An 18,292-nucleotide genomic window follows, 5' to 3' on the forward strand; every position below is an offset into this window, starting at 1 on the left:
AATAATATCCCTCAAACAAAATATGAAATATCTATGTATACCGTTTGGATAAAACTCTATTTCTTTGAATTTTTATAACGCCAATCGCTATAAAAGATAAATTTTATAATTATCTAATCGATAAAATCCATAATATCCTTAGAATCTTTTCTATCAATAAAACAAAAAACCCCCTTTAAGCTTTATGAAAACTTAAAGGGGACTCTTCATTTTACAATCAGTCAAATATTACAGCATTTAGCGCTCTCGTATTAACGTTGGCTGCCAAAAGGTTAGTCCCTGTTACATTAATTCTAACCTCATAAGTTTGTGTGCCTGCACCTGGTGTATCAATCCATGTAAGGTTAGGAACATCACCATATACACGAACTGAACCTGCCGATTTTTCATCCTGAGAATCAACAGACACTTGCGCGATAGCGCCGTTATTTCTATATAAAGTAAAAATTATACTATATTCAAAAGTAGTAGCTGGCCCTATGATAATATCTACTTCAGCCATAGAATCGAGCTTTATATTCTGTCCGGCTGAAGAGGTAACAGTTGTCGTTAGAATTGGTGTTTCTGTTCCAACTGTGAGTGATACAGTGTCAGTTGACTGCGCCGGTGTTCCCAACAGACTTCCTGGACCTGTTGCTCCAGTGACTCCCGTTGGGCCCGTTGCTCCTGTTGCTCCGGTTGGACCTGTCGCTCCGGTGACTCCTGTTGCACCTGTTGCTCCGGTTGGACCCGTCGCTCCTGTTGCTCCCGTCGGACCTGTCGCTCCGGTGACTCCCGTTGCTCCTGTTGCTCCGGTTGGACCTGTCGCTCCGGTGACACCTGTTGGGCCCGTTGCTCCTGTCGCTCCTGTCGGACCTGTCGCTCCTGTTGCTCCGGTTGCACCTGTGGCTCCGGTTGCACCTGTGGCTCCGGTTGCTCCCGTCGGACCTGTCGCTCCTGTTGCTCCTGTCGCTCCTGTCGGACCTGTCGCTCCTGTTGCTCCCGTCGCTCCTGTCGCTCCTGTTGCTCCTGTTGCTCCCGTCGCTCCGGTGACTCCTGTTGGGCCCGTTGCTCCCGTCGGACCTGTCGCTCCGGTGACTCCTGTTGCACCTGTGGCTCCGGTTGGACCCGTCGCTCCTGTTGCTCCCGTCGGACCTGTCGCTCCGGTGACTCCCGTTGCTCCTGTTGCTCCGGTTGGACCTGTCGCTCCGGTGACTCCTGTTGGGCCCGTTGCTCCTGTCGGACCGGTGGCTCCCGTCGGACCTGTCGCTCCGGTGACTCCTGTTGGGCCCGTTGCTCCCGTCGGACCGGTGGCTCCGGTTGGACCCATCGCTCCTGTTGCTCCCGTCGGACCTGTCGCTCCGGTGACTCCTGTTGCACCTGTGGCTCCGGTTGGACCCGTCGCTCCTGTTGCTCCCGTCGGACCTGTCGCTCCGGTGACTCCTGTTGGGCCCGTTGCTCCTGTTGCTCCGGTTGGACCTGTCGCTCCGGTGACTCCTGTTGGGCCCGTTGCTCCTGTCGGACCGGTGGCTCCCGTCGGACCTGTCGCTCCGGTGGCTCCTGTTGGGCCCGTTGCTCCCGTCGGACCGGTGGCTCCGGTTGGACCCGTCGCTCCTGTGGCTCCGGTTGGACCTGTCGCTCCGGTGACTCCTGTTGCTCCGGTCGCTCCCGTTGCTCCTGTTGATCCGGTCGCTCCCGTTGCTCCTGTTGATCCGGTCGGACCCGTCGCTCCGGTGACTCCTGTTGGGCCCGTTGGACCCGTCGCCCCTGTTGCTCCCGTTGGACCCGTCGCTCCTGTTGCTCCGGTCGGACCCGTCGCTCCGGTGACTCCTGTTGGGCCCGTTGGACCCGTCGCTCCCGTTGGACCCGTCGCTCCTGTCGCTCCCGTCGGACCTCCTCCACCCTCAACACTCAATAGAGCAACATCATCTACAAGCACGCTTGCAGTTCCCGCCTGCGGAATGTTGTTGATCAAAATGAATGCCTGGGCGGTGCCAGGGGGAGCAGGTGAGGTTGTTTGATAGACTTCAAGCCATGTCCCATTTTCGGCTGCCGGTATTCTGCTTGACGGCACAATGGCAAATAACCCGTATTCGAGAAAATTAAACTGGCTGTCAAAATAAGTAACCTGTATCGTTACAGAAGGCGCCGGGAGAAATCCCTCTCTTGCCAGAGAAACAAGAAATTCGCTTCCTTCCCCAGCCCTGGCCGGAACAAATTGAGCAATATATGATATGACTGTTCCGCCAAGAAATCTCGCAGAGAAAAAACCTGAATGCGAAAACTGGCTTGTAACAGATGCGTTTACGCCTACCCAAGGCGAGAAGGTACCTGTCTCAAACCCCCCGTTCATCACCGCGTTTTGAATGGACATTTTTCCACCTCCAATTCCTTTTCATCTTTTGGCTGCAAGATCTTTAATTGATATCGAAGCTCTATATCCTATGATCATTCATTTTATGCAGTCACGTTAAATAACACAGCTAAGTTTGAAAAACCGTCATTTCAGCAACCGGCCTGGATTGCCCACAGCCGTTTTGCCTGCGGGAACATCTTTTGTAATGACTGCGCCCGCTCCGATGACCGCATGCTCCCCGATGACGACCGCCGGCAGCAATGTTGCGTTGTTCCCGATTTTCGCTCCTTTTTTAATGGTTGGCCCTTGATACGGATAGTTTCCCATTCCCATATATTTATCATTTGATGTGGAACAACAGGGACCGATAAACACTTCATCTTCGATCGTCATATCGGCAGTGATATAGCAGCCTGTTTGAATCGTCACTCTCTTTCCAATTCTAGTATTGTTTTCAACCATTGCGTTGCGTCCTATAATGCTTTCTCTGCCGATCGCGACATTTTCGCGAATGCTCGCCATGTCCCCGACGAAGACGCCTTGTTCCAACAGCACGTCCCGGTAAATAACAGCGCTCGCTCCGACTACGGCATCATCTTCTATCCGCAAAGGCGCTCCTGTCTGCTTCGGCTGGCGGGCCATTTTTTTATTTGAAGAAGCCGCTTTGCCAAGGACAGCCAAATCGCCGATTTTTACCCCGCTGCCGATCTGAGTATCCTTTTTAATAATGGCATGATGACCGATTGTTACGTTGTCCCCGATGACCACATTTTCTTCAATAACAGCGTACTCTCCCAATACTACGTTCTTTCCGATCTTTACGGTTTCATGAATCATTGCTTACATCCTCCATTTCTCATTTACACCTGCTGTAGCATATTCAATGCGGACGTAATGAGAAACGGCTTCATAAAAAAACACGGCCGCCGTCAGGCGCACCGTGCTACTTTTCTCTTCTTGCAAAATCGACAAACCGGAATTTATCAAGGCGGTGTCTGCTTTCCGTATATTGAAACAAGGTCGTATCATCAAGGAAAACAAAATTTTTCACAACCACAATGTGCTCGTATCCGTTCAAATCCAAATATTCTTGATCCTCTGCCGTACATGGCTCGACAACAATTTCCTTATGGGCATAGCTGATGGCGAGCCCGCATTCATCTTCAAGGTATTGGTAGATCGAGTCCTCGCATATTTCTTTCGTTAAGAGCGGCACATGCTTGCGGATAAAATAGTCTTTATCCAGGATGATGCGCTCTCCGTTGATATTCCGCGATCTGACGACCCGCCATACCTCTTCATCTCCGGAAGTACGAAGCTGCTTTTGAATATATGCATCCGGATGCGTCAAGCCGAACTCGTGGACCGTCGTGCTTGTCTCTTTGCCAAGCGTTTCTGAAAGCTCCTTAAAGCTGACCAAACCGGAAACCGGGAACTGCATTTTCTCCCTGTGCAGCACGACTGATCCCTTTCCTTTAATCTTTTGAATATATCCATTCTGAGCAAGCACATTCAGCGCTTTCCGAACGGTTTCCCTCGAGGTGTCGTGCTGTTCGGCAAGATCGTTTTCAGACGGCAGGGTATCTCCGGCATTCAGTATGCTTTGATCGATTTGTTCTGCGATTTGTTTGTAAATCATCATATACTTGTTGATCTTCATTTTTTTACCACCACGCTTAGTTTAGCATGGTTTGGCAAGATGATAAACAATCGATTGATATGGTTTCACTTTGAAGCGTTTAAATGACTCGGGAAGATCAGTGTCATTGGAAATGAGAACCTTGGCATCATAGCCTTCAATATCAATATCATCCGGCAGCTGAAACTCGGTCTCTTTCCCGTAAAAATTATTGATCACCAGCAGTTTTTCATCCGCTCCGTTTCTCAAATACGCATAAAGCTCTTGATTGTCTTCCAGAATCAGCTGATAATCGCCGGTTGTGATGATATCGAATTCCTTGCGGAGCTCATTCAGCTTTTTATAATGGTAGAAAATCGAATCAGGATCGCTGAGCGCTTCTTCTGCGTTGATTTCTTTGTAGTTGTCAGGCACCGGAATCCACGGCGTCCCCGTCGTAAACCCGGCATTTTCCTCACCGTTCCACTGCACCGGCGTCCGCGAATTATCGCGAGACTTCGCTTTCAGGATTTCGATGATTTCAGCTTCCGGCTTTCCTGCTTCTTTCAGCAGACGGTACATATTGAGAGACTCGACATCCCGGTAAAGAGAGATGTCATCGAATTTCGGATTGGTCATTCCGAGCTCTTCTCCCTGGTAAATATATGGCGTTCCCTGAAGCATATGAATCGCGGTTGCCAGCATTTTCGCAGACTTTTTGCGGTATTTTCCGTCGTCGCCGTAGCGTGAGACAATCCGCGGCTGGTCGTGGTTGCACCAGAACAATGCGTTCCACCCGCCTCCTTTATTCATTTCAGTCTGCCATTCAGAAAGAATCTTCTTCAGCTTTAGAAAATCAAAATCCGCAAGCGCCCATTTTTCCCCGTTTGGATAGTCGGCTTTTAAATGGTGAAAGTTAAACACCATATCGAGCTCCCGGCTTTCAGGGTTTGTATACCGGATGCAATCTGCGATTGTGGTCGATGACATTTCCCCGACCGTCATGCTGTCATATTTTGAAAAGACCTCCCTGTTCATTTCATTCAAAAACTCGTGAACCCTCGGCCCGTCCGTATAAAATCTGCGCCCGTCCCCTTGATCATCATCAGGGAAACGCTGGTCTTTTGAGATGACATTGATGACATCAAGTCTGAAGCCGTCGATTCCTTTTTCAAACCAGAAATGCATCATCTCGTACACTTTTTTTCTGACTTCATCGTTCTCCCAATTCAAATCCGCCTGTGTGACATCATAGAGATGGAGATAATACTGTCCGGTCTCTTCATGAAACTCCCACGCCGAGCCGCCGAACTTCGATTCCCAGTTTGTCGGCGGAGCACCGTCCGGCTTCATGTCCTTCCAAATATAAAAGTCGCGGTACGGATTTTCTTTTCCGGACGCTGCTTCTTTAAACCATTTGTGCTCTGTTGATGTATGGTTGACGACAAGATCCATGATCACCTTTATGCCGCGCTTGTGAGCCTCTTCAAGAAGCTCTTCAAAGTCGGCCATTGTTCCATATTCTTCATGAATGTTGTAATAGTCGCTGATGTCATAGCCGTTATCGTTTTGCGGCGATTGATAAATCGGCGTCAGCCAAATGACGTCACAGGCGAGCTCCTTGATGTAGTCGAGCTTTTCGATGATGCCGCGAATGTCGCCGACACCGTTTCCTGTTGTATCTTTAAAGCTTTTCGGATAAATCTGATAGACGACTGCTTTTTTCCACCATGGATTTTCTTTTATTTCCACTTTTCAACACCACCGTTTTCTTCTTTATGAAATGGGAAAAGGGCTGACAAATATGCACGCCCCTCTCCCTTCTCTTATTTCATTTTTAATTTTGCATAGAGATATGTTCCGGCAAACGGCGCGATCAGCACGATCGCCATCCCGATCGCAAACGCTCCCCAGTATTGGCTCATGATAGAGAAAATTCCGGGTACACCGCCGACGCCGACTGAGCTTGCCAAAACCCCTTGCGAGGAAATGAACATCCCGGCAACCCCTGAGCTGATCATCGCGATCACGAACGGAAATCTGTACCTGAGATTCACCCCGAACAATGCCGGTTCGGTAATACCGAGATAAGCTGAAATTCCGGATGTCAGAGACAGACCTTTCTGCTTCTCATCTTTGACAATAAACATCATCGCAAGCGCGGCTGAACCTTGTGCAATATTAGACAGCGCGAGCATCGGCCATAAAAATGTTCCGCCGAGCTTTGAGCCGATCAGCTGAAGGTCAACGGCAAGGAATGTATGATGCATTCCGGTAATGACGAGAGCGGCGTACAGTCCGCCGTATAACAGTCCGCCAAGTAAGGCTAATTGTTCAAAGACAGCAATAAGGCCTGATGTTAAGACATTTCCGATTGCAAACGTAATCGGTCCGATGACAATAAATGAAGCAAAACCTGTGACAAGCAGCGTAATCGGTGCCACGACAAGGAGCTGAATGCTCTCAGGCGTCCGCTTTGTCAAAAAGCGCTCTATTTTTGCCAGCAAATAAGATGCGAGCAAAATGGGAAGCACCTGACCCTGGTAGCCGACCTTCTGCACTTCCAGACCGAATAAATTCCAGACAGGAATGTCTCCGCTTTGCTCCGCAGCCCCGTATCCCCAAGCGTTTAACAAATCAGGGTGCACAAGCATGACGCCCAGCACGATGCCGAGCAGCGGATTTCCGCCGAACCGCTTGACGGCCGACCAGCCGATTAATGCGGGAAGAAATGCGAAAGCCGTGCCCGCGATCAAGTTAATCATATTGGCGAGATCCGCCCATTGCGGATAGACTTCAACGATCGACTTTCCGCTGAAGAAAATGTCTTGCGCCGTCAGGATATTGTTGATTCCCATCAGCAGTCCGGCAGTGACAATCGCCGGCAATATTGGAATAAAAATATCTGCAAGCGTTTTCACGGCACGCTGTAAAGGATTCATATTTTTCTCTGAGGCTTTCTTGACATCATCTTTTGATGATTCGCCGATTCCTGTGGCCTTCACCAGCTCCGCGTATACATTGTTGACCGTTCCTTGGCCGATCACCACTTGAAATTGGCCGTTAGTTGAAAACGATCCTTTGACAACATCTATTTGCTCCAGCACCTCTTGATTGACTTTGCTTTCATCGAGCAATGCAAATCGCAGACGCGTCACACAATGGGTTACCGCTGCTATGTTGTCTGCACCGCCGACAGCATCGACAATCCGTCGCGCTGATTGATTTAAATCAGTCATTCCAATCCCTCCTTCTCCTCTTATAACTTGTATATACATGTTATACCTATATTGTATTCCTGTATATACAAGTAGTCAACATATTTTTATAGCGCTTTCAAAAATAAAAAAAGCCCGGCCGTTCCCTTCATAAAACGAAGGACAGCAAGGCTTCCTCCGATTTATTCGCCGGGAACAACCGGCTGTGATCATAAATTGTTCACTTTTTCATCACGTTCATAAGCGTCGTCCTGCTGACCGATGTCTTTCAAATAATACTTTTCTGATGTAAAAAACTCATCATATAAAGACCTTACTTTTCTGCTCAAGAGCAGCACCGCCAAAATATTCGGAAGAAGAATGAAAACGAGCGCAAGATCAAGGAATCCCCATATCGCCTTTGCTCCTCCGGCAGCCCCGATGATGACGGCGCCCAGATAGACGAATTTAATCATATGCCCCGCGAGCCGTCCGAACAGAAATTCAGCTTGTTTTACCCCGTAAAAAATGACCACTGTGATCGTTGATAAGACAAAGAAAACGAGCGAGACAGAGACGAAGTATCCGCCCACAGGGCCGAAATAGCTGCGGAATGCGGCTGCAGCCAGTGCTCCCGGATCGCTCGCCGCGTTTTCAGCGGTCCAGACGCCTGATGCGAGCACGACGAAGGCGGTTGTCGTGCATATCAGCAGCGTATCGACCACGATGCCGATCACCGCCCAGAATCCCTGTCTCACAGGGTGGTCGGTCATCGCCGCCGCGTGGGCGATCGGCGCCGTCCCCATCCCGGCTTCGTTGGAATAAAGGCCTCGGGCAAACCCCCAGCGGACGGTTTCGGCAACTGCCGCACCTGCAAAGCCGCCGAATGCCGAAGAAGATGTAAACGCATTCGAAAAGATGAGAGAGAAAAATGCGGGTACAGAAGAAAGGTTCATGACGACAATCAGGAAACCGGCCCCGATGTACGCCCCTGCCATTAGCGGAACCGCCAGCTCTGTCACTTTTCCAATCCGTTTAATCCCTCCGATCACCACTAAACCGATCAAAAAAGCAATCCCGATTCCGGTGTATAAACGATTGAACGAGAACGTCTCAGCCAATGATGCGGAAACCGAATTTCCCTGCACCATAATGCTCGGAACGAGCTCGATCATCAGCGCTACCGAAAAAAAGACGCCGAGCCATTTCATGGAGAGCCCTTTTGTAATGTAGTACATCGGTCCCCCGACATATTCGCCTTCTTCATTTTTTTCTCTGTAGTGGACGGCGAGGACGCTTTCCGAAAACTTGATCGCCATGGCAAACAGCGCGACCAGCCACATCCAAAAAACGGCTCCCGGACCGCCGAACATGATGGCCGCAGGCACACCGACGATATTGGCGGCGCCGACTGTTGAACTGAGAGCCGATGTCAAAGCCTGCAGCGGTGTAACCGTCCCTTCTCCTTTCGGCTTTTTGCCGACGCTTCCGATCGTCTGCTTAAAGATATAGAGAGGATAGCGAAATTGAAAAAATTTCAGCAGGATCGTTAAGTAGATTCCTGTCCCTGTCAGCAGTATGATGAGCGGAGGCCCCCACAGCCAATCTGATATGTATTCAACCCAATTCAATAATCGTTCCATCCTATCACCCTTTTGTTCGTTTATGGGTCAATACCACTACAGGGGAGAAATAAACCTCCTTTTAGCGCTTTTTATTTCCGCTCTAGCCTCCGGTACACTTTTTCTTTATAAAACGCTGAGGCAGGCTTGGAAAACATGCCTTTTTTGTCGGCAAGCCTGTCGAGCCTGAGCCGGTTTTCTGTTTTTCTCTCAATTAAACGCTCGCGCTCGCCTTCGTCCGCGCACTTTGCGATTAAGTCGTCAATCGTCATCAGCTCTTTCTTTAAAGCGCCTTCATCCTCTGCCATTCCGGCGTTTTTCATCACCCGGTAAGCCATGCGGAGATGCTCTGGAACATGGGCGGCTTCGTCTTTTTTCAAAGGTTTTCCCATTCCCGGAAGCCCTTCGAATTCGCCGTCCTTAATGGCCCGCTTAATCTTGTCTTCAGAAACGATGCTCGAAAAATCCATGGTCTACATCCTCCCTTTTCGTTCATATACTAACAACAGTCTGCCATAAAGATGCGTTCCCGCCAATGCAAGACAAGCGTAAAATATTCCCAAATATCTTTTTTAAAGCTGTAAAACCCTGATTTACCGGGGGTTTTGCGATTTTTTTCACAAGGCCGGTTTCCGCTTTTCTAAATCGGTATTTCATGGTATATTTTATACATTCGTTTTTTTCTTTCGTTCCGATGGTTTTATACTGATCCGGAAAAAAGGAGTGTAACAATTGAAAAGATTTATTAAGGAAAGAGGTCTTGCCTTCTTCCTGATAGCCGCCATATTGCTATGGCTTAAAACTTATGCTGCGTATGTAATTGAATTTAATTTAGGAATAACCAACACAGTACAACAGATCTTGCTTTTTGTGAATCCGATTAGCTCAAGCTTGTTCTTTCTTGGATTGGGACTCTTGTTCAAGAAAAAAATACAGCAGACAGCGATTATAGTGATTCATTTTTTAATGTCTTTTTTGCTATATGCGAACGTCGTATATTACAGATTTTTCAGCGACTTTATTACGCTGCCTACGATCATGCAGGCAAAAACAAACGGGGGGCAGCTCGGGGACAGCATCTTCTCGCTCATGCACCCGCTTGATGTTCTGTATTTCATCGACACCTTTATTTTAATCGGGCTGGCCGTTTTCTATAACAGACCTTCTGAAACAACAACGAAGCGTCCGTTTAAAATTGTGATGGGAACAAGCATCCTCGTCTTCCTCGTCAACCTGGCCGTTGCCGAGATTGATCGTCCGGAGCTTCTGACCCGTTCTTTTGACCGCAATTACCTTGTGAAATATTTGGGAACCTACAACTTCACAATCTATGATGCGGTGCAGAATATCAAGTCAAACAGCCAGCGCGCACTGGCAAGCTCCAGCGACGTGACGGAAGTAGAGAACTATATTAAAGCCAATCATGATAAGCCGAATGCCGAATACTTCGGAAAAGCGAAAGGCATGAACGTGGTTTACATTTCACTGGAATCACTTCAGACGTTCGCGATCGACTACAAGATCGACGGCAAGGAAGTCACGCCGTTCTTAAATTCACTGGCACACGACAATGAAACATTTTATTTCAATAACTTTTTCCACCAAACAGGACAAGGTAAAACGTCTGACGCGGAATTTATGATGGACAACTCGCTGTATCCTTTATCACAAGGGTCAGTGTTCATTAATAAAGCGCAAAACACGCTGCAGTCGGCTCCGGCCATTTTGAAGTCTCAAGGCTATACATCAGCGGCATTCCACGGCAACTACAAAACGTTCTGGAACCGCAATGAAATGTATAAAGCCATCGGTTATGACAAATTCTTTGACGCTACGTATTACGATATGAGCGAAGATAAAACGAAAAACTACGGATTGAAAGATAAACCGTTCTTTGAAGAATCAATGCCGCTGTTGAAAAGCCTGAAACAGCCGTTCTATACGAAGTTTATCACCCTTTCGAACCATTTTCCGTTCGAGATGGATGAAGGCGATACAGACTTCCCTGCCGGCGATACCGGCGACAGCGTCGTTGACCATTATTTCCAGTCGGCCAACTACATGGATCAGGCGATTGAACAATTCTTCAACGACCTGAAAAAAGCCGGACTGTATGATAATACGATTGTCGTCATGTACGGGGACCACTACGGAATTTCAGAAAATCACAACAAAGCGATGGCCAAAGTATTGGGCAAAGACATCACACCATATGAAAACGCCCAATTGCAAAAGGTACCGCTGTTCATCCATGCGCCTGGGGTCAAGGGAATCAAATCCAATAAATACGGCGGCGAAGTCGATGTAGCCCCTACTCTGCTTCATTTGATGGGCGTGAATACGAAAGATTACCTGATGAGCGGTTCAGACCTTCTGTCACCGGAACACCGTGAAATTATTCCGTTCCGCAACGGCGATTTCGTTTCTCCGGAATATACGAAAACGAACGGAAACTATTATGACACGAAAACAGGAGAGCTTCTGAACGAAAAAGACATCGATCCGAACATCGAAGAGTCCGTGAAAAAAGAACTCGAAATGTCGGATAAAATCGTCGACGGAGATTTGCTGCGCTTCTATAAACCGAAAGGCTTCAAAGCGATCAATCCGAGCGACTACGACTATACGAACCACAATCCGAAAACATCAGAATCTGATGCGGCGCAAACAACGAAATCAGATTCCGGACAATAAACAGACAGCACCCGCTTATTTAAAAGCGGGTGCTTTTTTGGTCTTGAAGCCGCTCTGTTCCTTTTTCGCAAGCAGATATGGTAAGCTTGAAATGGAATATAAAAAAAGAAAGCGGGAATGAATTGTGATTGTAACGAATGACCAAGAGCTGGAAGGGCTCAAGAAAATCGGCAGAATCGTCGCTTTAGCCAGGGAGGAAATGAAGGCAAAAGCAGCACCCGGCATGAGCACAAAAGAGCTGGATCTCATCGGAAAAGAAGTGCTTGAAGCCCATGGCGCCGCATCGGCTCCGGAAAAAGAATACGATTTCCCAGGAACGACGTGCATCAGTGTGAACGATGAAGTCGCTCACGGCATCCCAAGCGAATCCTCGATTTTAAAAGAAGGGGATTTGATCAACATCGACATCTCCGCTGAATTTGGCGGCTACTATTCTGATACGGGGATTTCTTTTGTACTCGGAAAAGGCGATGAAACGCTCCACAAGCTTTGCCAAACTGCGGAAAACGCTTTTCAAAAGGGGCTATTGCAGGCGCGCGCCGGCAAGAAACAAAACCAAATCGGCAGAGCCGTATACAATGAAGCAAAAGCAAACGGATTCACCGTTATTAAAAACCTGACGGGACACGGGATTGGAAAGAACCTCCATGAAGCGCCCAACCATATCTTAAATTACTATGACCCGTTTGATAATGCGCTCTTTAAAAACGGAACCGTCATCGCCTTTGAGCCGTTTGTTTCCACAAAAGCCGAGCATACCATCGAAGCCGGAGACGGCTGGACATTTAAAACGCCTGACGGCAGCTTTGTGGCGCAGATCGAGCATACGATCGTCATCACGAAAAACAAACCGATCATTTTAACACAGCTTGACTGATTACGTGAAAAAGCCCGGCTCATAGAAGCGCGGGCTTTTATGCTAAAATAAAAGACAAACTGTGCCGAAAGGAGCTTTACCGCATGCTGTTTGCCATCATCGGGCTGATCTTTTTCATCGAGAGCATCCTGTTAATCGTATATGCTCATAAAAAAAAGAACGGCTTCTTAAAATATATCGGAATCGTTCTCAGCATCGCGATCATTGTGATGATCGTCACCAGTTTGACACACGGCTGACGCCTGTCTCAAACTTCCAAACTACGACGAAAGACTCAGTTTTTAAAAATTGCCGCCTATCCCTTTTCAGCGTTTTTCTATAGATGTTAGAATGCCAATTGCATCGAAATATAGAAGGGAGTTTTCTGCCATGCATTACGGAAGCAAAGGCTGGTATGTAGAAGAACTGAAAAAGCTGGGAATGACGAAGTATGAAGGAAGAAAGCTTCAAAGCTATAAAAAACACTTTTTGGCCAACCTGCTTGAAAGCGTCAAAAAATAAACATGTTAAAGCCGTGTTCCTCTTCGGACACGGCTTGTTTTTATGCGCTCAGCTGCTTTAAAAATGAGCTTCTCCAGCTTTCCGACAGCGCTTCAACCTCAAGGATCTTCCGAATGGCGGGGTGATTGCCTCTGTCATGATACATCAAATGATTGGCGTACGATACCGTGGCTTCATGCGCATCTCTTGAAACGAGCTGCAGCCGGGAATCGGGCGCAACAATTCCTTCTTCGAGAACCCTGAAATAGAATCCGCTGTACCCAGTGTCCCTCACTTTTAGCACCATATCTTTTTGATTCAGCCGTTTGGCAAGCTTGAAACAAGGCTGGCGCGGCTGGCTGACTTGAACAAGAGCCTCCCCCAGCTTGAAGATATCGCCGATGCACACATCCTTTTCGGTCAGCCCTTTAACCGTCACGTTTTCTCCAAATGCCGCCTCTGGCAGCTTCCGCTTCAAGACGCTTTCCCAATACATATAGTGATCCGCCGGATAGACGCAAACCGCTTTATCCTCTCCCCCGTGGTGAATCAGATCTGCCTGCCCGTCCCCTTCAAAATTCGTACGGCTCAAATATACAGGTCCGCCGACAGGCTCCTTTACGATTGCCGTTTCCACCTGTTTGCCGTCGAATTCGTATGTACGCGGACGGCCTACATGAATAGATAAAATTTCATACTCCTGATTTTCCAAAACCTCACGCCCTTCCTTTATTTTCATATTTTAACGATTCATTCGAAGCATGTCTATCCCATGATCTCAAAATGGGAAATATGGTAGCATAAAAGAAAAGGGGTGTTCTCGATGCTTCAATACAGAATCATTGTAGACGGACGCGTTCAGGGCGTGGGATTTCGCTATTTTGTTCAAATGGAAGCAGATAAACACAAATTGACCGGCTGGGTCCGGAACCGCGACAACGGCACAGTTGAAATTCGCGCCGAGGGACCTGAGGAAAGCCTGAAGCAATTTTTAAAAGCAATTCAAAAAGGAAGTCCCTTCTCAAAAGTAACGGACGTGAATGTGGAAGAATCCAAAGAGATTAACGGATTCCAAAAGTTTAATATCAGCTATTGAGAAATCCGCCAGAGATGGCGGATTTTTTTAATGGATCTTGACTAAATGTCTCTTTTATTTTAGTATTTAGTTAAATAACTAAATACTGAATTCTAAGGATGCTGAATATGAATCAAACCTTTAAAGCTCTAGCTGATCCGACGAGAAGAAAGATTTTGAACCTGCTGAAGGACCGGGATATGACCGCCGGTGAAATTTCTGACCAGTTTCAAATGTCTAAACCAAGTATTTCTCAGCATTTAAAAATTTTAAAACAGGCCGAATTAATTCAAGATGAAAAAAAAGGCCAATACATCATCTACTCGCTAAACACTACAATGTTTCAAGAAATCATCGGCTGGGCTTTCAGTTTTACTGAACAAGCCGGCAAAGATAAAGGGGATGCAAAATGAGAAAACACATCTTTTCGCTCGCTATAATCGCCATGAATCTAATCATGTGGGCCATCGCTTATCCGCACATTTCCGATCAAGTTCCAATTCATTGGTCATTTTCGGGAGAAGTCGACAGTTATGCTTCAAAAATGGAAGCAATGCTTATCATGACCGGGCTGCTCGTTTTTGTGTATGTGTTGATGTTCTTAACGCCAAAAATCGATCCGCGCAGAAAAAACTATCAGCTTTTTTCGAAGACTTATTACATTCTCATCAATGCCATGCTGCTTATATTTTCTCTGATCAACGTGCTTGTTATCATGACCGGGCTCGGGTATGACCTGCCGGCGGGCAGCATCGTGCCGGTTCTTGTAGGCGCTCTATTCATCGTCATAGGCAATTACCTCCCGAGAATCCGCTCCAACTTTTTTTTCGGGATCAAAAACCCTTGGACATTGAGCAGCGATTCAATCTGGAAAAAAACCCACAGATTTGCGGCAAAAGTATTTACTTTGGCAGGACTTTTAATAGCTGCGGACGGGTTGTTAACAATCAGTCCAGAAATCATGCTTCCGGTTATTTTGGCAGCGGTTTTCGCACCCTATATTTATTCTTATGTTTTGTACCGGAAAGAAATCAATATGAAAAGCTGACATGAGAATAAATGAAAAAGAAGGCTCCGATTTGGAGCCTTTATTATATTCCCTTCCGCACCGCCTGCCAAAAAGCGGCCGATACATGTCCCATCGAGTAAACGGAAACGCCTGCGATTTTATATCGCATGGCCAGGCGACTCTTCGCTGCAATCGTTTTTTCATCTTCATACCAAACGACATGGCAGTGCTGGTGTTGATCTGTATAAGAAAATCTCATCGAACCCGACCTTTTATCGTATACAGGCTTAGCTTTCACTTTTTTCTTAAGCGCCTGAATGTCGTTCCACTGCTTCAATTTGCTGTTCTTTCGGGATGTTAAGTCCCAATCATTCCCGTATGAGGGGATGCCCATGATAACTTTATCGGCTTTGATCGTTTTCACCGCATATGCTAATGAGCTTTTTGATCCAGTTCATTCCGGCAACAGATCCCGGCTCGCTCCATTGATCCTCTCAATCGTTCAAATAAGGCTTTTCCTGATAAAAATAATTCGGTTTAAGCGTTTTATTTTCATAGTAGCTGTGGAAGATATGTGTCGCTGCTGGCGATAACGGCGGAATCAGCCACGTCCAGCTTGCTGAAAGCTCCCTTCCCGCTTCAGCCTCCTGCTCCTCGAACCGCTTGAATTGGCTTGCGGCAGTATGGTGGTCAACGATGCTGACGCCGGCTTTTTTATAGGAGTGAAGCACCGCAGTATTTAATTCAACAAGCGCCTTGTCTTTCCACAGCGAAGTATTCCGCTCCGTGTCAAGTCCCATAATGGTTGCCACTTTTCCGAGCACATTATAGCGGTCTGTATCCGCGAGGTTGCGTGCTCCGATTTCTGTTCCCATATACCAGCCGTTAAACGGGGCGGCATTATAATGAATCCCTCCGACCTCGAGCTTCATATCGGCTATAATCGGCACACCGTACCACTTCAGCCTCAAACTTTTGAAGCCCTCGATCTCCGGATGTTCAATCCGGACCTCTTTGACGATTTCACGAGGCAGCTCATACCACACAGGGGGACAGCCATCTATTTGAAAAACAAGCGGCAAAACGTCAAAAGGCGTACCTTCGCCTTTCCAGCCGAGCGCTTCACACGCTTTTGTCAGTTCCAATGACGCCGGATCGCCGATGACACCTTGCTCTGTTTCATACCCTGCATACCTGATGAGCTGATGGTTCCAAATGGACACTTTTTTTTGTCCGTTTTGTTCCGGGGGGAAAACCGTAATGAACGGCCTGATTTTCCCTTCGTTTGTCGCAAGCTGAATATGGCGAAAAAGCGCATCCCGCACCTCTGCCTCGGTTTGAACGCCTCTTTGATCGATGACAGTAAGAGAGTGCCAAAACAGCCTGCCGATGCAGCGGCTGCTGTTTCTCCACGCCATTCTGGCGCCATGTTCGATTTCTTCTAATGTATGTGTATAGCTTCCGGTTTCTCTGATTTCTTCGTCTATTTTATGTAAGCGCATCCTTGTTTCTTCTTCGGACTTCGACAGTTCCCCGTAGCAGAGCTCAATGAAGGTCTTGGCTTCCCTCCATAATTCTTCATGTGATTCCAACCGGATTCTCTCCTTCCAGATTTCAGACTGATATTTATTGTATAGGTTTCGATCTCAGTTTAAAACCATTATGTATGAAAAGACAAAAAACCGCTAAAAAGCATCCGTCAAAGACGGATGCCTGATGATTATTCCTTAATGTTAAGCGTTTTTGTGTTCAGCATAAAGCGGTAAACCGGCAGCTCTTTGCCTATTTGAGAAGGGATGTAACCCGTGCTCACATAACTGTCAACCGATTCCGGCTCAAGTGCGATCGACAGCAGATTGCTTTGCGGCTGTGCTGTAAAATAGATTTTTGTTCCTTTTGGAAACTCTTTTTTCTGTTTTTTGAGCTTCGTTTCCACCTTGATCACAGGCCGGCCCTCAGATTCTCCCGCTGTTTCTTTCGATAAAACCTCATAAGCTTCAGCGGTGAGCTTTTGCTTGAAAGGCAGTGTCACGCTTTTTAAACCTTGATCTTTCAGCTTCTGTTCGATATCTTGATGGCCCGGAAGGACAAGGTAAGCGCTCGGCCGAGTTCTTGACAGCACAGGAACGGCCTCTGAGGCGCTGTAAAACTGGACAGGAACGTCAACTGCTTGTCCAGAAGCGATATCAGCGACTTTCAGCGTGTCTTTAAACGGGCCTGCGAACTCACTGTTGATCACTACTTGATCTTTATCGCTCACTTTTGCACCGTTTTGAATCAGCTTTAATTTTTCTTTGGCAACAAGGCGCTTGATCTCGGTTGCATGCTTTACTGTCGTGTCGATGATCGTCTCATGCGTAGCAACCTGAGCCGCGACTCTTCTTGCAAAATTTTCGCGTCCGATGTCTATCCCCCTGCTTTCCACCAGGAAAGAAAGGGCAGGCTGGAGGGCGAATGCATTACGCCCGATTCTCGCTTCTGTACCGCCTTCATAGATTTCGATTTTTCCGTCCTTGCTTTTTCCTGTCGTATAATACGCATCATTAGAAAATCCTTTTTCATCAAGTTTAGCTCTGACACCGTTCACATAAAGGCTGTCAGACGCATGCCTGATCGATTCGGGAATGTTTAAATTTTTTCCTGATAAAATTAAAATATCATGGTATTTTAATGACCCTTTTTCGCCTATGCTTTGAAATTCGTTTTGGCCGACACCGTATTCATGGGCATCGATAACGACTTCAGGCGAATACTTGTTGAATTCTTGATGAATGGCGCGGACTTCTGGAGATTCGAGCTTGACATGATCCCTGTTTCCGTCGATTCCGCTCGCCAGCCGTCTGTTAAACTGATACGAGCCGTCAGGATTGACCCGCGGAACGACGATAACATTGATCTTGTCCAACACTTTGTCGCCATACGGTCCAGCCAGTTTTTCAGCAATCGCCAGGGCCGATTCTCCCGCTGCCGGCTCATTTCCGTGTATCTGTCCTTGCAGCCAGACGGTCGGTTTTTTTGATATGGAACGTATCTGCTTGTCCTTTGTGAAGTAGAGCACGGGAATATTTCTTTTTTCAATTGAAAAACCGATATTCCCGATTTTGACATTCGGGCTTTTCTTTGTCAGACTGGTTATAAACTTCATCATTTCTTCTTGTGTCGTAAAGGCTTCCCCTTCTTTCACAAAAGCAGGGGTTGAGAATGTTTCTTCCGGCTCCGGATATAATGATGACACTTGCTCTGGCTGAGTATAGTTCTTTCCATAGTAAGGGGTTTCCGCAGCGTGTACCGCATCGGACAGCATCAGTCCTGCAAACATTGCTGAAGCTGCCAGCAAAGCTTGGACCCTTTTTTGAATTTTCATCTTTTCTCAGCTCCTTTCAGG

18 protein-coding genes are annotated in these 18,292 nt (G+C 47.2%); 7 read left to right on the top strand and 11 right to left on the bottom strand.

Annotation, left to right across the window (positions count from 1 at the left end; genetic code table 11):
• Positions 1–217: 217 nt before the first annotated feature.
• The 7 genes from H2R00_RS11020 to H2R00_RS11050 form a co-directional block, all read right to left on the bottom strand.
• A complete protein-coding gene (locus H2R00_RS11020; RefSeq protein WP_182069009.1) occupies positions 218–2,353 on the bottom strand; it encodes an NTTRR-F1 domain in 2,136 nt (711 codons plus the stop codon).
• Positions 2,354–2,479: 126 nt separating this feature from the next.
• On the bottom strand, positions 2,480–3,172 hold the full coding sequence (locus H2R00_RS11025) for an N-acetyltransferase (RefSeq protein ID WP_154998123.1): 693 nt from the start codon (positions 3,170–3,172) through the stop codon (positions 2,480–2,482).
• 106 nt (positions 3,173–3,278) lie between these two features.
• Positions 3,279–3,995: a trehalose operon repressor gene (treR, locus tag H2R00_RS11030; RefSeq protein WP_182069011.1), complete on the bottom strand. Its 717-nt coding sequence runs from the start codon at positions 3,993–3,995 to the stop codon at positions 3,279–3,281.
• A 21-nt stretch (positions 3,996–4,016) separates the two neighbouring features.
• A complete protein-coding gene (gene treC, locus H2R00_RS11035) occupies positions 4,017–5,705 on the bottom strand; it encodes an alpha,alpha-phosphotrehalase (RefSeq protein ID WP_182069013.1) in 1,689 nt (562 codons plus the stop codon).
• A 74-nt stretch (positions 5,706–5,779) separates the two neighbouring features.
• Positions 5,780–7,192 (bottom strand): PTS system trehalose-specific EIIBC component, encoded by a 1,413-nt coding sequence (gene treP, locus H2R00_RS11040; protein ID WP_182069015.1) that lies wholly within the window; start codon positions 7,190–7,192, stop codon positions 5,780–5,782.
• Between the two features lie 188 nt (positions 7,193–7,380).
• Complete coding sequence (locus tag H2R00_RS11045) at positions 7,381–8,793, bottom strand: alanine/glycine:cation symporter family protein (RefSeq protein ID WP_182069017.1); 1,413 nt, start codon at positions 8,791–8,793, stop codon at positions 7,381–7,383.
• A gap of 71 nt (positions 8,794–8,864) precedes the next feature.
• A complete protein-coding gene (locus tag H2R00_RS11050; RefSeq protein ID WP_182069019.1) occupies positions 8,865–9,242 on the bottom strand; it encodes a DnaJ family domain-containing protein in 378 nt (125 codons plus the stop codon).
• A gap of 262 nt (positions 9,243–9,504) precedes the next feature.
• On the opposite strand from H2R00_RS11050, the gene ltaS reads away from it, so the two are divergent.
• The 4 genes from ltaS (at position 9,505) to H2R00_RS11070 (ending at position 12,844) form a co-directional block, all read left to right on the top strand.
• Positions 9,505–11,466, top strand: coding sequence for a lipoteichoic acid synthase (gene ltaS / locus H2R00_RS11055; RefSeq protein ID WP_154998111.1), 1,962 nt, complete (start codon positions 9,505–9,507; stop codon positions 11,464–11,466).
• 124 nt (positions 11,467–11,590) lie between these two features.
• Positions 11,591–12,343, top strand: coding sequence for a type I methionyl aminopeptidase (map, locus tag H2R00_RS11060; protein WP_182069021.1), 753 nt, complete (start codon positions 11,591–11,593; stop codon positions 12,341–12,343).
• Positions 12,344–12,426: 83 nt separating this feature from the next.
• On the top strand, positions 12,427–12,582 hold the full coding sequence (locus H2R00_RS11065) for a hypothetical protein (protein WP_003179733.1): 156 nt from the start codon (positions 12,427–12,429) through the stop codon (positions 12,580–12,582).
• 130 nt (positions 12,583–12,712) lie between these two features.
• On the top strand, positions 12,713–12,844 hold the full coding sequence (locus H2R00_RS11070; RefSeq protein ID WP_003179731.1) for a DUF2639 domain-containing protein: 132 nt from the start codon (positions 12,713–12,715) through the stop codon (positions 12,842–12,844).
• A gap of 40 nt (positions 12,845–12,884) precedes the next feature.
• Here the strand turns inward: H2R00_RS11070 and H2R00_RS11075 are convergent, their stop codons facing one another.
• Positions 12,885–13,535, bottom strand: coding sequence for an MOSC domain-containing protein (locus H2R00_RS11075; RefSeq protein WP_182069023.1), 651 nt, complete (start codon positions 13,533–13,535; stop codon positions 12,885–12,887).
• Positions 13,536–13,646: 111 nt separating this feature from the next.
• Between H2R00_RS11075 and H2R00_RS11080 the strand changes: the two genes are divergently transcribed.
• From H2R00_RS11080 to H2R00_RS11090, 3 genes are all read left to right on the top strand, one after another.
• On the top strand, positions 13,647–13,919 hold the full coding sequence (locus H2R00_RS11080; RefSeq protein WP_154994202.1) for an acylphosphatase: 273 nt from the start codon (positions 13,647–13,649) through the stop codon (positions 13,917–13,919).
• Positions 13,920–14,026: 107 nt separating this feature from the next.
• On the top strand, positions 14,027–14,311 hold the full coding sequence (locus H2R00_RS11085; RefSeq protein ID WP_009329070.1) for an autorepressor SdpR family transcription factor: 285 nt from the start codon (positions 14,027–14,029) through the stop codon (positions 14,309–14,311).
• Entirely contained in the window at positions 14,308–14,946 is a 639-nt protein-coding gene (locus H2R00_RS11090) for an SdpI family protein (RefSeq protein WP_154994200.1), read from the top strand. The genes H2R00_RS11085 and H2R00_RS11090 overlap by 4 nt, the downstream gene beginning before the upstream one ends.
• 43 nt (positions 14,947–14,989) lie before the next feature.
• Here H2R00_RS11090 and H2R00_RS11095 read toward each other — a convergent pair whose 3' ends face one another.
• The 3 genes from H2R00_RS11095 to H2R00_RS11105 all read right to left on the bottom strand — a co-directional run bounded on the left by H2R00_RS11095 (position 14,990) and on the right by H2R00_RS11105 (position 18,271).
• Positions 14,990–15,331: a glycosyl hydrolase family 18 protein gene (locus H2R00_RS11095; protein ID WP_244958226.1), complete on the bottom strand. Its 342-nt coding sequence runs from the start codon at positions 15,329–15,331 to the stop codon at positions 14,990–14,992.
• A 70-nt stretch (positions 15,332–15,401) separates the two neighbouring features.
• Positions 15,402–16,499 (bottom strand): nitric oxide synthase oxygenase, encoded by a 1,098-nt coding sequence (locus tag H2R00_RS11100; protein ID WP_182069025.1) that lies wholly within the window; start codon positions 16,497–16,499, stop codon positions 15,402–15,404.
• A gap of 128 nt (positions 16,500–16,627) precedes the next feature.
• Complete coding sequence (locus H2R00_RS11105) at positions 16,628–18,271, bottom strand: M14 family metallopeptidase (protein ID WP_154994196.1); 1,644 nt, start codon at positions 18,269–18,271, stop codon at positions 16,628–16,630.
• Between the last annotated feature and the right edge of the window lie 21 nt (positions 18,272–18,292).

Origin of the sequence: Bacillus haynesii, from assembly GCF_014042035.1 — a bacterium.
In the GTDB taxonomy this organism is placed as follows: Bacteria; Bacillota; Bacilli; order Bacillales; family Bacillaceae; genus Bacillus; species Bacillus haynesii.

What these genes read in the sequence shown, in the direction of transcription:
- H2R00_RS11085 (WP_009329070.1), top strand. Translation starts at nt 14,027, where the DNA reads ATGAATCAAACCTTTAAAGCTCTAGCTGATCCGACGAGAAGAAAGATT.
- H2R00_RS11090 (WP_154994200.1), top strand. Translation starts at nt 14,308, where the DNA reads ATGAGAAAACACATCTTTTCGCTCGCTATAATCGCCATGAATCTAATC.
- treR (WP_182069011.1), bottom strand. Translation starts at nt 3,995, where the DNA reads ATGAAGATCAACAAGTATATGATGATTTACAAACAAATCGCAGAACAA.
- H2R00_RS11020 (WP_182069009.1), bottom strand. Translation starts at nt 2,353, where the DNA reads ATGTCCATTCAAAACGCGGTGATGAACGGGGGGTTTGAGACAGGTACC.
- H2R00_RS11080 (WP_154994202.1), top strand. Translation starts at nt 13,647, where the DNA reads ATGCTTCAATACAGAATCATTGTAGACGGACGCGTTCAGGGCGTGGGA.
- treP (WP_182069015.1), bottom strand. Translation starts at nt 7,192, where the DNA reads ATGACTGATTTAAATCAATCAGCGCGACGGATTGTCGATGCTGTCGGC.
- H2R00_RS11070 (WP_003179731.1), top strand. Translation starts at nt 12,713, where the DNA reads ATGCATTACGGAAGCAAAGGCTGGTATGTAGAAGAACTGAAAAAGCTG.
- H2R00_RS11050 (WP_182069019.1), bottom strand. Translation starts at nt 9,242, where the DNA reads ATGGATTTTTCGAGCATCGTTTCTGAAGACAAGATTAAGCGGGCCATT.
- H2R00_RS11065 (WP_003179733.1), top strand. Translation starts at nt 12,427, where the DNA reads ATGCTGTTTGCCATCATCGGGCTGATCTTTTTCATCGAGAGCATCCTG.
- H2R00_RS11025 (WP_154998123.1), bottom strand. Translation starts at nt 3,172, where the DNA reads ATGATTCATGAAACCGTAAAGATCGGAAAGAACGTAGTATTGGGAGAG.
- H2R00_RS11045 (WP_182069017.1), bottom strand. Translation starts at nt 8,793, where the DNA reads ATGGAACGATTATTGAATTGGGTTGAATACATATCAGATTGGCTGTGG.
- H2R00_RS11105 (WP_154994196.1), bottom strand. Translation starts at nt 18,271, where the DNA reads ATGAAAATTCAAAAAAGGGTCCAAGCTTTGCTGGCAGCTTCAGCAATG.